Here is a 14,269-nt window from a genome sequence, read left to right as displayed (position 1 = left end):
ATTGCCTAGTCCAGCTGTTCTCCTTGAAAAAATTGATCCTTCTGCAGTACGCTGCGTACTCTCGCATAAGACTCGTTAGACCAAAAATCATCACGATCCGTAAGCTCCGCCGCATCCTCCCTTGCGATTTCCAGTACCTCATAATCGGCAACCATATCCGCCAAACGAAACTCTGGAAGACCGCTTTGCTTTGTGCCAAAAAAATCACCAGGACCGCGTATTTCAAGATCGCGCCGCGAAACCTCGAAGCCGTCATCCGTATCCGTCATAACCTTCATCCGCTCACGGCCCGTTTCTGATTTCGGATCAGCCACCAATATACAATGTGATTGATGCTCCCCACGTCCAACTCGGCCTCTCAGCTGATGCAGCTGAGACAAGCCAAAGCGTTCCGCGTCCATAATAATCATGAGCGTTGCATTAGGAACATCCACACCGACCTCCACGACTGTCGTCGCCACCAGCACATGAGTCTCATTTGCACCGAAAGCACCCATTACGCTTTCTTTCTCAGAAGCATTCAGCCTTCCGTGCAGCAAGCCGACACGAAGATCAGGGAAGGTTTGCTGCGTCTGCACATAGAGATCAATCGCATTTTGCACATCGAGCTTCTCCGACTCCTCAATCAACGGGCAAATAATATACGCCTGTCGCCCCTTGCCAGCCTCCTTGCGTATAAAACCAAACACGCGCTCCATCATCGTATGCTTCACCCAATACGTCTTAATCGGCTTGCGGCCATGCGGCCGCTCGCGAATGGTCGACACGTCCATATCACCGAAGGCCGTAATGGCCATCGTTCTCGGGATTGGCGTAGCCGTCATGGTAAGAACGTCGGGATTCATCCCTTTATGGCGCAGCACACTCCGTTGGTTAACACCAAATCGATGCTGCTCGTCCACGACCACAAGACCGAGGCTTCGAAAAAAAACGTCCTCCTGAATAAGCGCGTGCGTGCCAACAACGATATCGATAAGGCCCATTTGCAAACCAGCTAGCAAATCCCTACGCTTGCGATCCGTAAGGCTGCCTGTCAGCAAAGCAACCTGAATGCCCAAATCGGCAAACATTTTTGTTAGTGAACGCATATGCTGTTCCGCTAATATTTCGGTCGGCACCATCAATGCCCCTTGATGGCCAGATTTAACCGCAACGTAAAGGGCAATAGCTGAGACGACCGTTTTACCAGAGCCAACATCGCCCTGCAGCAGACGGTTCATGCAAGAGGGTCTTCTCATATCGACGCATATTTCATTGACAACCTTCTTCTGCCCATCAGTCAGCTCAAAGGGCAGTGTCGCGGCAAACTGGCGCACCGTCTCACTTTCAATTCGATGTGCAATGCCGTCATTTCGTTTCCGATTAAGAGCACGATAAGCCTGCAGCTTTAGCTGAAACAGAAAGAGCTCCTCATACACAAGCCTTCTGCGGGCTTCCTGCCCTTCTCTCGTATCCTCCGGCAAATGAATTCGCTGAACCGCATCACGTCTTACCATCAGATCATGCTGACGGACAAGCTCCTGCGGCAGCAGCTCTTCAATCATGGTCCCATACTGCGTCAGCGCTTGCCGCACCGTCTTCCGCATCCACGGCTGCGTGATGCTCCCGCCGACCGAGTACACAGGCTGCAGCGTTCCCGACTTAGCCGCTCCTCCGCTGCCAGGAAACTCCGAGTCCGATACCGTCATTTGCATGCGCTGCTGCTCCCATTTCCCTGTGAGCATGATTTCGCGCCCAATGACAAGCTGATCCTGCAGAAAATGGCGATTGAACCAAACGGCACTAACTAACCATTGACCTACCTCAACCTTACAGGTCAATCTTGATTTGCTTTTACCATAACGCTGCAATACAGGGACACCCCTGACATGCCCGAGCACCGTAACCTTCTCGCCTTCCTTCACATCTGTGAGCTCGCGAATACGGTAATCCTCGTAGCGAAACGGAAAATAATCCAATATATCTGCAACTGTGCTAACGCCAAAGGCGTGAAGCTCCTTTTCCTTAGGAGCACTCACGCCTTTGATTTGCCGAACTGACATTTGATCCAGCTTCATCATCCGATCACATCCTGTACATAAACACAGCGGATGCCCCAGGCCCAGTATGCGTGCCAATAACCGCACCTATCGTCGTCCATGCAACCTCTTGCACATTAAACTCGCTTTTGAGAAGCTTAAACAGCTCCTCCGCCGAATCCTTGCTGGATGCATACGCCATCGTCATGCCAACAGGCTCATCCCCGTATTCTTTTTTCAGAAGCTCGACGATACGCGCCATCGCTTTTTTTGTGCCGCGCACCTTATCTACAGCGAGTACAACGCCGTCTGGGTCCAGTGAAAGAATCGGCTTAATATTCAGAATCGAACCGATTAATGCAGCAGCCTTCCCAATTCGGCCTCCCTTTTGCAAATATTCCAGCGTGTCCACAAAAAAATACAATTCTGTATCGCGCTCAAGCCGTTCCATTTCTTCAATAATCCGTTCCTTCGATTCCCCAGCCTCAGCCATCACAGCTGCTTTTACGACACGCATTCCGAAGCCGTATGAGGCCGATTTCGTATCAATAATCGTAATATCCGCCTCGTTCTCCAGCATAGAACGCGCAATGAAAGCTGATTGGTAAGTCCCGCTAAGCGCTGCAGACAAATGAAGCGAAATAATCGGCGAATCCGCATCCTCAGCAAGCAAACGCTCATACACATCCGAGAATTCCGCAGGCGAAGGCTGAGATGTCGTAGGAAGCGCAGTGACTCTCGTCAGCTTCTCATAAAATTGATCTGGAGTTATCGTTACAGCATCCTGAAACGTCTCCTCGCCAAACAACACCTTAAGAGGCACCATATTTATGCCATGTCGTTCTCTTATTTCTGGCGGTATATCCGCTGTACTGTCCGTTACAATTCTAACCTTTCCCAAGTCCAAACCCCTCCCAAGCTAAACAAGAATGCAAGCTACTCTAATGCAAAAACGTAAGGATAAAGCGGTTGTCCGCCTTTTTGCAATTCAAGCTCTAGCTCTGGATATTGCTCCTGAATCCATTCATAAAGCGAAGTCGTTTCAACAGAATCAGCTTCCTCGCCCGTAAGTATCGTTAGCAAATCACCGCCATTATCCAGCATGCTGGATATAAGCAATTGGCAAGCGGCCTGCAAGCTAGCGTTAGACACAACGATTGATTTTTCCTTAATCCCGATAAAATCGCCCTCACGTATAGCTACGCCTTCAATCGTTGTATCTCGTACAGCCTTCGTTACTTGTCCGGAGACGACTTGCTCCGCTGCATTTTTCATCCATTCGCTGTTACGCTCAGCTGTTTCATCCTCTTTGAACGCTAGAACCGCAGCTAAGCCCTGCGGTACGGTACGCGTTGGAATAACCGTAACCCTACGCTCACTCAGCTCTGCAGCCTGCTCTGCAGCCAAAATAATATTTCCATTATTAGGCAGTATGTAGATATGCTCCGCCGACAACGACTCGATTGCCTTCACAAAATCCTCCGTGCTGGGATTCATCGTCTGACCGCCCGATAAAACGGTGTCTACTTCGTTTTCCAGAAAAATATTAGTTATTCCTTCACCTAAGGCAACAGCAATAATGCCAAATGGAGCCCATTCGAACACTTGTGATGGCGGAATCCCTTGTACAGCTTCGCCTGCAAGCAGCTCTGCCGCGGAAAAGTCTACAATGCTAAAATCCGTTTTCTCCTGCTCCAGCAGATCGCGATGCTGCTCACGCATATTAAGAATATGAATATCCGTCAGTTCGCCATATGGAAGGGATAAATTAAGAACATCGCCAGGCTTGCGGGAATGCACATGAACTTTTATAATATCATCTTCAGCGATAACCAAAATGGAATCACCATCTTTGCTTAGCGCCTTCTTGTAAGCGTATTCATCAAAAAATGCCGATACATTTCCGCCAAGTTTCCGATTGATAAAAAATTCCATATCGTATAAAAACTCAATGGCATCCGTTGCCAATCGTGCTTGAGCAGATGCTGGCTCTTGCTTTCGAATCGAAGGAGCGGCTATAGGAACAGCTACTTCCTCAGGCGGTGCAGCTTCTGATTGCTGCGAATCAGAATCGAGCTGTCCATCCAATTCCAATAAACAACGTACAAAGCCTTCATAAATGTATACAAGACCTTGTCCGCCTGAATCAACCACGCCTACCTGCTTAAGCACAGGGAGCAAATCAGGTGTACGCTGCAAAGCCTCATCAGCCTTCTGGTGAACCTCGCGCATCAAGTCAATAACATCGCTTGTTCTGCGTGCATACTGAACAGCGTGCTTCGCAGCTTCCTTCGCTACAGTAAGAATCGTTCCTTCTACAGGCTTCACAACCGCTTTATAGGCAAGGTCAACACCATGCTGCAAAGCAGCGGCCAGTTGCGCCGTTCCTGCTTCTTCAAGGCCGTTAAGCGATCTCGAAAAACCACGGAACAGCTGTGACAAAATAACGCCAGAGTTTCCCCTAGCGCCCATAAGAAGCCCTTTCGACAAGGCCTCTGTCGCTTTCCCAATGCTGTCTGACGGCTTGCTGCGAAGCTCGCGAACGCCTGAGGTCATCGTTAAGTTCATGTTCGTTCCCGTGTCGCCATCTGGCACTGGGAATACATTCAATGCGTTGACATGCTCAGCGTTTCGTTGTAAATAATCCGCGCCGAGCAGTGCCATTGCGGTAAAATCCGATCCGTTTATAAAACGCTTACTCAACGATTTGTCCCCTCTCTGTTACTTAAGTACCCGAACATCTTGCACAATTATATGGACTTCTTCCACTTGTAGACCGATTACATCATTCAGTACATACTTCACCTTAGATTGAATGTTATGAGCGACCTCGGAAATTTTCGTGCCATAGCTCACGATGATGTAGAGGTCGATGTGAAGCTCTTCATTTTCTCTTCTAATTTCAATACCACGAGTCAAATTCTCTCGTCCGAGCAACTCGGCAATTCCATCCTTCAACTGCTTACGAGACGCCATACCGACAAGTCCATAACAATCCATAGCCGCAGACCCGGCAATAAGCGCTATACAATGGTCTGAAACATGAATGGAACCATATTCTGTACTTAGCTGTAGAGTCATGTAATTACACTCCCTTACTGTATAAACTATGGACTAAGTACCATTGTACTATAAACAGCCTCTTTATAGAAGTCCGTTCAATAAATCCAATCTTTCTGCATCTTCACAAACTTTCGCAGCCATAAAGAACATGCATATCCGTATATTTATGTTGAATAGAAGAGATGTTTATGATACGATATTCAAGTGTGTTTAAATGTTATTTCGCTTTCGAATCAATTTTTCCTCACGCATAACGAGCCATATTTATGGAATTAGTTTTGCTCACGCAAGATCTAAAGGAGGTGTAGTCATGTCCCGCAAATGTTTTCTTACAGGTAAAGCACCTGGTAAAGGTAACAACGTTTCCCACGCAAACAACAAAACACGTCGTTCTTGGGGCGTAAACGTGCAGAAGGTTCGTATTTTGGTTGACGGTAAACCGAAACGTGTTTATGTCAGCACTCGCGCACTGAAGGCTGGTAAAGTTACCCGCGTATAATGATGGCTTTGGCCATAGACAAAAGCACCTGAGCTCTCAGGTGCTTTTCTTTTACTTTTTGTACGATCACGGCCGAAGGGTGTCCCGCAGCATCTGATCTAATTTTTTTGGAAGGTATTCAAAATTGCCTTTACGAATCCGCCCAAAAATTTAGGCAGTTTGATTGTATAAAATTTCATGCCTCATCCCTCCTCAGACACGCTCATCGAATTAATCCGTGACAAACATCCTACGCTCATGTAAACATCCTATGCGTCATTAGTTCGTCCTATTCCATCGCGAGCCATGAAGAGAGACCATCACACTCCCGGTAGAGTGTCTGAATATTGCTTAACATAAATAAACATGGAGACAATGACTGCAATCAGTAAATAAAATATAACTGACAACACAAAGTAGCCAATACGCAATCCCAGCGTCTCAAACCGTCGAAAGAAGCGAATGCCTAAATATAACGCCAGCAAAGAAAAAAGATAGCGATAAAACTCTTCTATGAGTGAAAAAACCGTCAGCATCAGGCCAGTAAGAAAAGCATAGCCAAGCAGCCAGAATGTCGTTTTTAGCCGTTCATTCATCGTAGATCTCCTCTAGCGCAATCCGGCAATTGCCGCGGCGCGATCCTTCTCTGCAAACACAGCATTCCCGGCTACAAGCACGTTAGCTCCTGCCTCTCGAATCACCGCTGCCGTTGATGAATTAACACCGCCGTCAACCTGAACCAATACTTCATCAAGCCCCCGCTCTTCAAGCATCGCGCGAACCTGACGTAATTTCACCAGCGAGTAGGGAATAAATTTTTGTCCGCCAAATCCCGGATTGACCGTCATAATCAATACTAGATCAAGATCATGCAAAATAGACTCGAGCACCGATACCGGTGTGGCTGGATTAATCGCTACGCCAACAGGGAGACCCTTTTCTTTGATATCATGCACTGTTCTGTGCAAATGCACACAAGCCTCAGCATGGACCGTAATTCTGTCGGCTCCCGCAGCAATATAGTCAGGAATCGATAGCTCCGGACGTTCAATCATTAAATGAACATCGAACGGCAGCTTAGTCGCTGATCGCACAGCCGAGATAACCGGCGGACCAAACGTCAGATTGGGAACAAAATGCCCATCCATCACATCAACGTGTATCCAATCCGCTCCCGCTGCCTCGACGGCCTTAATTTCCTCGCCAAGACGTGCAAAATCAGCGGACAAAATAGATGGCGCGATAATTGTCATAGTCATTAGTACCTCCGTTTATTCTCTTTCATCTCTGCCAAAAATAATAAGTAATGCTCGTGCCTGCTTTTTTCTATTTTCCCGGCTTCAAGCGCTGCAAGTACAGCGCAGCCTGGCTCATGGACATGCGTACAGCCCCTAAATTTGCAATCAGGAGAGAGCTCCCGCATCTCCACAAAGCAATATCCCAAATCCTCTATGCCGAGCTCTTGGAAATCAAGCTGGCTGAACCCAGGCGTATCAGCTACTAAACCGCCGCCAATTTCAATCAGCTCGACATGTCTAGTCGTATGCTTGCCACGCCCAAGTCGATTGCTAATTTCGTTCGTTTCCAGCTTTAATCCAGGAACGATTGCGTTTAGCAGTGATGACTTTCCTACACCAGATTGTCCGGCAAAAACGGCCAAATGACCAACCAGTCTTTCTTGAAAAGGAACGATCCCCTCGCCAAGCAGCGAGCTTGTCCCATAGACCTCATAGCCAAGAGGACGGTATATACGATTAACTGCAGCAGCAGCGACCGTTGCTTCCTTTGACTCTAAGCCTTCATTTTCCAGATCTTGCTTGCTTAAGCAAAGTACAGCTGGTATGCCTGCATGCTCGATATGCACAAGAAACTTATCCAGCAGCTGTAAATTCAAAGCGGGCTCCGTAACGGAAAATACGAGTATCGCCAGATCTATATTAGCAACCGGCGGACGTATAAGCTCGGATGAGCGCGGCAATAGCTCCTCGACCGTTCCCTCCCCGTTCTCCGTTAGGCTGTACATAACCACATCACCAACTAATGGTGTAAGGCCCCTATTCTTAAAGACGCCTCGAGCGCGGCATTGGATCGTTACCGAATCCGATGCCGCATGCTCAGCGCGTACATAGTAATAACCGCTTAACGCCTTTACGATTGTTCCTTTGAGATGTCCTTCTTTGCTATTATGGCTGCTCTGACTCTTGCTGCTGTTCTTGCTGCCCTGTTTGCTCTTCTTCAATTGGCTCATCATTGCTTTCGTCAACCTCCGCTTGTACCGGCTCTTCTGTCGCCTGCACTTCTTCACCCGGAATAGTCAAGGTGGATGAATTCGTACCCTTCAATAGTTCCTCGTACGTGATGACTTTTCTATCGATGAACTGATTGTCGCGATAAACCGTCACATTAGCTTCCGTATCCGGCGCCACGATAACCGTAACAGGGAATGTTTGCGTGCTTGTAATTTGCCTCTTATCCCATTCGATATTTTCACCGCTTGCATCGGAATATATAATTCTAATTTCACTGGTCTTTCCTGCCTCTGCTGGAGAAATCACAATATTGAACTGATGATTCTTCGCATCGGCTGGCGGACCGGAGCTCACTCGGATCGATATCTTAGCGCCTTTTGAAACCAGATCCTTCGGCTTGTACGGATCTTGGCTAATGACAAAATCCTTCTGATGCAAATAGCTTGGCTCATATAAAATATCTGCAGTGTCAAGCGTCAGCTCGTTTGCCTTAATTAAATCTTTGGCTTCATCAAGCCGCTTGCCAATGAGGTTCGGCATAGGAACCGTCTCACGGCCTTTGCTGACCATGAATTTGAATTCAACAGACTCTGGGTTGTATTCCTCCCCTGGCTTAGGAGACTGCTGAATAATCGTGTCTGCAGCTTCCTCGCTGAACACGTATTCTATCATGATTTGATCCTCTATAACGCCTAAGGCGCCCAGCTCATCAATCGCCGTTTGCAGCGATTTACCGACATAGTTGCCCAGCTCCTCGAGCTCGGGTCCGTCACTGACTGTAATTTGAATGAGGGAGCCTTCCTTGACTCTCATATTCCTCTTGGTTTGACTAAGCACCTGATCCTTCGGAACTTCCTTGTTATGCTCATGAAGAACAGGATCCTCAACCTTAAGTCCAACCGCCTCAATCATCTGCCGTGCTTCTGTTTCTGACTTGCCAACCACATAAGGCACATCCACCTCAGCAACATCCAGCCAGCCTAAAAGCCAGATAAAGCCCCCTATAATAAGTGCTAGAATAATTAAAGTCACCCCAACGACAGTTAGCGGCTTCTTCCACCCCTTCGCCTTGGGCGTCAGCGTACTATCTTTTGCTTGCTCATCCGTTTTAGAAGAAAGCGGTTGATTCCTTTCCTGCTCCTTAGGCGCTGGTGGCGGGAAATCACCGCGAATGGCCGGCATAACACGCGTCTCTTCCATATCGTTCACATGGATAAATGTGATTTTGGGTTCCTTCAATCGCTCTGGGCGCAAGCAGGTATCCAGATCAAGCAGCATTTCATGCGCGGAGCCGTAACGCTCGTTCGGATTTTTGCGCATCGCTTTAAGTATCACGTTCTCAACGCTTTGCGGAATATGTGGATTGACGATACGCGGCTCCTCGAAATTTTCCTGCAGATGCTTCAAAGCAACGCTAATTGGGCTCTCGCCAAGAAAAGGCAGCTTTGCTGTCAGCATCTGATAAAGCACGATGCCGAGGGAGTATAAATCCGATTTCTCACCGGTATTGATCCCCTTCGCATGCTCAGGAGAAAAATAGTGAACCGAGCCGAGAACCGAGCCCGTCTGTGTAATTGTAGACGAAGTGACTGCTCTAGCAATACCGAAGTCTGTAACCTTCACACGTCCATTTTTACCAATTAATATATTATGAGGCTTAATATCGCGATGAATAATATGATTCTGATGCGCATGATCGAGCGCATCTGCAATTTGCATAGCAATACGCACCGCTTCATCAGGCTGCAACGGCGCACGCTCTAGTATCACTTCATTCAAATTATGGCCTTCAATGTATTCCATAACGATATAATGTGTATCCTCTTCTTGTCCTACATCATAAATGCTGACGACGTTCGGATGCGATAGCGCAGCCGCAGACTGTGCCTCGCGACGGAAACGGCGAATAAATTCCTCGTCATGTACAAATTGCTGCCTCAGTACCTTTACTGCAACATTTCTATTCAGCAGCACATCATGTGCTTTATATACAAGCGCCATCCCGCCGCCGCCAATGCGTGTCAAAATTTCATAGCGTCCGCCTAGATCTTGTCCGATCATCCTTGTCACCCCTCTCGATTCGTGCCAATCGCTTCTTGCAGAAGTACGACGGTTATATTGTCGTCCCCGCCAGCATGAAGCGCAAGCTGAATGAGATGATCAGCTTTAGCATCCAACTCAAGCTGCTCACTTGTGACCATTTGCAGCATTTGCTGCTCGCTCACCATATTGGATAGCCCATCGCTGCACAGCAGCAAAATGTCCTCAGAGGACCATTCAACTGCCTGTACATCAATGTCAACATGCGAATCCGTACCAACTGCGCGAGTCAGAACATTGCGGCGGGGATGATGTGCCGCCTCCTCCTCGCTAAGCTGTCCGGATTTGACCAATTCATTAACTAGAGTATGATCATGCGTTAATTGCGTAATGACGCCTTGCGTAATTTTATAAGCTCTGCTGTCGCCAACATGTCCAATAATCGCATTATCCTGCTTTACTAAGGCAGCTACAATTGTTGTCCCCATATTATGATAACGCTCATTGCGGGAAGCCAGCTCAAATACAGCATCATTTGCTTGCGAAATCGCTTGCCTAATGAGCATTTTTCCTTCTTGAATAGAAAGATCCGCCTTTGCAGCGCTTTGCACCAGCATGCTGCGAAATGCATCGACAGCCTTCTGGCTTGCAACGTCGCCAGCCTGGTGTCCACCCATGCCATCGGCTACGATGGCAATCGTTATTCCATTATTCAATTGACTAACCCAAGATTGATCTTCATTGACATGACGGACCCGTCCAATATCACTTCGGTTTGCCGTTAACAACAAGTCATCACCTCGCCTGAGACTCCATATGTTTCGCTCTTAATTGACCGCAAGCAGCCGCAATGTCATGCCCTTGCTCTCTCCGAATCGTAACGCTGACTTTATTCCGCTCCAAGACGCGTTGGAATTCAAAAATATCCTCACGCGGTGTACGAACATAATTCCGTTCAGGCACATGATTGACAGGAATCAGATTGACGTGGCATAGCATGCCCTGCAGCACTTCAGCCAGCTCCTGCGCATGCTCGGCCTGATCATTGACTCCACCAATTAGCGCATATTCAAACGTAATTCTTCTTCCAGTCTTAGCGATATAGTTATGACAAGCTGCTATAACATCATCAAAAGGAAAACGACGATTAACCGGCATCAGCTTTGAGCGCAGCGCATCATTTGGCGCATGTATCGACAAGGCCAAATTAATTTGCGTGTTCTCTTCAGCGAATTTATACATGCTTGGCACAATGCCGCTTGTGGAAACGGTAATGTGGCGCTGTCCGATATTCAGTCCTTTTTCATGAATCATAATGCGCAGAAATGCCATCGTTGCATCATAATTCTCAAACGGCTCGCCAGAGCCCATAATTACGATACTGGATACGCGTTCGCCAGTCGCATCTAGCATCTGCTGTGCAGTCACGACTTGGGCGACGATCTCGCCAGCAGTCAAATTCCGCTTCAAACCGCCTAGCGTAGAAGCACAGAACGTACAGCCAATACGGCAGCCAACCTGCGTTGTTACACAAATGCTATTGCCATAGTTATGGCGCATGATAACCGTCTCGATTGCATGCGCGTCATGAAGACCGAACAGAAACTTTACGGTGCCGTCCTTTGATTCAAACTTTGTAATTTCGCTTAGCGTTATAATCTGAAAGCTTTCCTCCAGCTTGTCACGAAGCGATTTTGAGAGATTGGACATATCTTCAAAGCTCTTAACGCGCTTCACATACAGCCAATCAAACAGCTGCCCACCCCGAAATACCGGCTCGCCGTTATCTTTCATCCATTGTTGAAGCTGCTCAAGCGTATAGTCATATATGCATGGTTTCATTTCATCACACCTGTACCTTATAGTAGGCCGGCTTAAAGTCTTCTTCGCCGCCATCGATTTATTTTACCACAAACGTCCATGTTGAGCTATAATCCACAATTATAGACGCTTAACCATCCTTGCAATGTAAAAACCGTCGCTGTCAAAATGCTGCGGAAGCAGCTGTGCTTGTCCATCAAAATGCTCGCCAACAGCCCCTGCTTTCTTCAACTGCTCCACGATAGCCTCCGGCCAATCGCTATTCAGTTCAAATTCAGGGTGTTCCTGGAGAAAACGTGCGATCTGCTGCTCGTTCTCATCCTTCTCAATCGTACATGTGCTGTATACGAGCACGCCGCCTGGACGAACTAATCCGCACACTGCGTTCAACAAACGCTGCTGAACCGCTGCAATATCAGATACGTCTCCGGCGGTTTTCGTCCATTTGATTTCAGGCTTTCGCTTAATAACGCCGAAACCCGAGCATGGCGCATCAAGCAATACAGCGTCCATCGATTCCGGCTTAAAGCGATCCGCCAGCTTAAGCGCATCCTCGGTAATCGCCTCGACATTACGAAGCTTTAAACGCTCCGTCTGTGTCACAATAAGATCGCGTTTATGTGCATGAAGATCATTAGCCCACACTTTGCCTTTGCCGCCCATCAGCTCTGCCAGATGTGTACTCTTGCCGCCAGGTGCTGCGCAGCAATCCAATACCTGCATGCCTGCCTTTGGAGCAACGACTTCTGCAACGAGCATCGAGCTCTCATCCTGCACCGTCCATAAACCTTCTCGAAAACCATCCGTATCGGCCAAATTCCCGCCGCGATTGATCGCAATCCCTGTTGGAGCGATTGCTGAAGGCACAGCCTCATAGCCTGCTGCTCTCAATTGCTCGATAACATCCTCTCGACTGCCGCGAAGCGGATTTGCCCGAACGCTGGAATGCGGATGCTCATTGCCTGCAATACATATGGCTTCAGCCGTTTCTACACCGTAAGCCTCAACCCAGCGACCGACCAGCCATTCGGGATAAGAATGGCGCAGCGCAATTTGAACGATGGGATTTGCATGTTTTATTTCCGAGGCTTGAAGCTCGCCACGGCCCCGATCGACGCTGCGCAGCACGCCGTTCACCATTCCTGATATGCCGGAATGGCCTCGTTTTTTGGCGATCGTCACCGCTTCATTAACTGCTGCATGCGCGGGTATGCGATCCAAATACAATAGCTGATAAGCGCTCATTCGGAGCAGCTGGTGAACCCACGGCTCCAGCTTATGCAGTCCTTTGGAGACGAAGCGGCTTAACCAATAATCTAGTGTTGCTTGTCGCTGAATTGTCCCATATACAAGCTCAGTAACAAGTCCGGCGTCAGCACGCTGCAAGCCGGCCTCCTGCAGCGTTCGATTAAGCTGCAGATTGCTGTATGCTCCTGTTTGCGCAACCTTTACAAGCGTATCCATCGCTAGCTCACGAGGCGATTTTTGCTTGCGTGCTGCTGGTTGCTGTTGAGGCTGCCCGTTCTGCGAGGCATGTCCTCTGCTGCCAGGTCGTTTATGCCCTTGCTTTGCTTTAGGCTTCGCTCTCATGGTGCTGGCACCATTGCTATTGCCGCTTGGCTTACGAGTGTTGCTGTCCGTCATGCTGCACCTCCATCGCCAAGCAGCGTACCCGCTTCAAGACGGGCACCCTGCAGCCAATCCGCAGCACTCATCGCGCGTTTGCCTGCAGGCTGAATTTCTTTCAGCACCAGAACTCCCGCTCCGGTCTGCACATGGATGCCATTGCTATCTGCTGCAATAACTGTGCCTGGTGCAGCGGTTGCTGGCTTAGCATTTATCGCCTCAGGCACTGCGCAATGCCATACTTTAAATACTTCTCCATTTAGGAATGTAAAAGCTCCAGCCATCGGAGACAAGCCGCGAACCTGATTGAAGATAGCACGAGCCGGCTCCGTCCAATCGATTCGCTCATCCTCGCGAGTCAAATTTGGAGCATAGGTTGCAAGCTCATTTTGCTGCGGAACTGCTTTCGCTTCACCAGCAATAATCGACGGCAGCGTTGCTCCAAGCAGCTCTGCTCCGGCAAGGCTCAGCTTCTCAAACATCGACCCCGAGGTGTCCTCGTCCGTAATCGGAAGCTTCACGACGCTAATCATATCGCCGGTATCCAATCCCTCGGCCATATACATAATCGTCACGCCCGTTTCAGCTTCTCCATTCATGATTGAGCGCTGAATAGGTGCGCCTCCACGATATTGTGGAAGCAAGGAGCCGTGCACATTAATACAGCCGAGACGCGGAATCGCAAGCAGCGCCTTGGGCAGAATCTGACCGTAAGCAGCCGTTACAATTAGATCAGGCTTAAGCTCGGCGATTGCGGCAACAGCGTCTTCGCTGCGCATCATCTCAGGCTGCAGCACGGGCAGGCCAAGCGACAACGCCGCTTCCTTTACAGGCGGCGGCGTCAGCGTTTTTTTGCGGCCCTTCGGCCGATCAGGCTGTGTTACGACAGCGACTACATTATACTGCTGCTCCAGGAGCAGCTTCAAAGAGGGAACCGCAAAATCTGGCGTTCCCATAAATACGATACGCATAAA

At 48.6% G+C, this 14,269-nt stretch carries 14 protein-coding genes; 1 reads left to right on the top strand and 13 read right to left on the bottom strand.

Annotated elements, in window-relative coordinates; translation table 11 throughout:
- Nucleotides 1-5: 5 nt before the first annotated feature.
- From recG to MHI37_RS13800, 4 genes are read right to left on the bottom strand one after another with little or no spacing between them, the layout of a single operon-like run.
- Entirely contained in the window at nt 6-2,057 is a 2,052-nt protein-coding gene (gene recG, locus MHI37_RS13815) for an ATP-dependent DNA helicase RecG (protein ID WP_076335470.1), read from the bottom strand.
- A 7-nt stretch (nt 2,058-2,064) separates the two neighbouring features.
- The gene (locus tag MHI37_RS13810) at nt 2,065-2,919 is read right to left on the bottom strand and encodes a DegV family protein (RefSeq protein ID WP_076335373.1); all 855 of its coding nucleotides are present in this window, start codon (nt 2,917-2,919) and stop codon (nt 2,065-2,067) included.
- A gap of 35 nt (nt 2,920-2,954) precedes the next feature.
- The gene (locus MHI37_RS13805) at nt 2,955-4,682 is read right to left on the bottom strand and encodes a DAK2 domain-containing protein (protein ID WP_083676099.1); all 1,728 of its coding nucleotides are present in this window, start codon (nt 4,680-4,682) and stop codon (nt 2,955-2,957) included.
- 57 nt (nt 4,683-4,739) lie between these two features.
- Entirely contained in the window at nt 4,740-5,099 is a 360-nt protein-coding gene (locus MHI37_RS13800; RefSeq protein WP_076335375.1) for an Asp23/Gls24 family envelope stress response protein, read from the bottom strand.
- Nucleotides 5,100-5,391: 292 nt separating this feature from the next.
- Between MHI37_RS13800 and rpmB the strand changes: the two genes are divergently transcribed.
- Nucleotides 5,392-5,580, top strand: coding sequence for a 50S ribosomal protein L28 (gene rpmB / locus MHI37_RS13795; RefSeq protein WP_053375639.1), 189 nt, complete (start codon nt 5,392-5,394; stop codon nt 5,578-5,580).
- Between the two features lie 98 nt (nt 5,581-5,678).
- Here the strand turns inward: rpmB and spoVM are convergent, their stop codons facing one another.
- The 9 genes from spoVM to fmt form a co-directional block, all read right to left on the bottom strand.
- A complete protein-coding gene (spoVM, locus tag MHI37_RS13790; RefSeq protein WP_010345573.1) occupies nt 5,679-5,759 on the bottom strand; it encodes a stage V sporulation protein SpoVM in 81 nt (26 codons plus the stop codon).
- A 120-nt stretch (nt 5,760-5,879) separates the two neighbouring features.
- Nucleotides 5,880-6,155 (bottom strand): hypothetical protein, encoded by a 276-nt coding sequence (locus MHI37_RS13785; RefSeq protein ID WP_076335376.1) that lies wholly within the window; start codon nt 6,153-6,155, stop codon nt 5,880-5,882.
- Nucleotides 6,156-6,167: 12 nt separating this feature from the next.
- Nucleotides 6,168-6,812: a ribulose-phosphate 3-epimerase gene (gene rpe, locus MHI37_RS13780; protein WP_076335471.1), complete on the bottom strand. Its 645-nt coding sequence runs from the start codon at nt 6,810-6,812 to the stop codon at nt 6,168-6,170.
- A gap of 5 nt (nt 6,813-6,817) precedes the next feature.
- Nucleotides 6,818-7,810, bottom strand: coding sequence for a ribosome small subunit-dependent GTPase A (rsgA, locus tag MHI37_RS13775; protein WP_256709939.1), 993 nt, complete (start codon nt 7,808-7,810; stop codon nt 6,818-6,820).
- Complete coding sequence (pknB, locus tag MHI37_RS13770; protein ID WP_076335377.1) at nt 7,743-9,869, bottom strand: Stk1 family PASTA domain-containing Ser/Thr kinase; 2,127 nt, start codon at nt 9,867-9,869, stop codon at nt 7,743-7,745. Before pknB ends, rsgA begins: the two co-directional genes overlap by 68 nt.
- Before the next feature lie 5 nt (nt 9,870-9,874).
- Entirely contained in the window at nt 9,875-10,636 is a 762-nt protein-coding gene (locus MHI37_RS13765) for a Stp1/IreP family PP2C-type Ser/Thr phosphatase (RefSeq protein WP_076335378.1), read from the bottom strand.
- A gap of 7 nt (nt 10,637-10,643) precedes the next feature.
- Nucleotides 10,644-11,690 carry a 23S rRNA (adenine(2503)-C(2))-methyltransferase RlmN gene (gene rlmN, locus MHI37_RS13760; protein WP_076335379.1) on the bottom strand — a complete coding sequence of 349 codons (1,047 nt, stop codon included), beginning with the start codon at nt 11,688-11,690 and terminating at the stop codon, nt 10,644-10,646.
- A gap of 99 nt (nt 11,691-11,789) precedes the next feature.
- A complete protein-coding gene (gene rsmB, locus MHI37_RS13755; protein WP_083676092.1) occupies nt 11,790-13,313 on the bottom strand; it encodes a 16S rRNA (cytosine(967)-C(5))-methyltransferase RsmB in 1,524 nt (507 codons plus the stop codon).
- On the bottom strand, nt 13,310-14,266 hold the full coding sequence (gene fmt / locus MHI37_RS13750; RefSeq protein ID WP_076335380.1) for a methionyl-tRNA formyltransferase: 957 nt from the start codon (nt 14,264-14,266) through the stop codon (nt 13,310-13,312). The genes rsmB and fmt overlap by 4 nt, the downstream gene beginning before the upstream one ends.
- Nucleotides 14,267-14,269: the final 3 nt, after the last annotated feature.

Source organism: Paenibacillus sp. FSL H8-0548 (assembly GCF_038630985.1).
Lineage (GTDB): Bacteria > Bacillota > Bacilli > Paenibacillales > Paenibacillaceae > Pristimantibacillus.
This window is presented reverse-complemented; position numbering and strand designations above follow the sequence as displayed.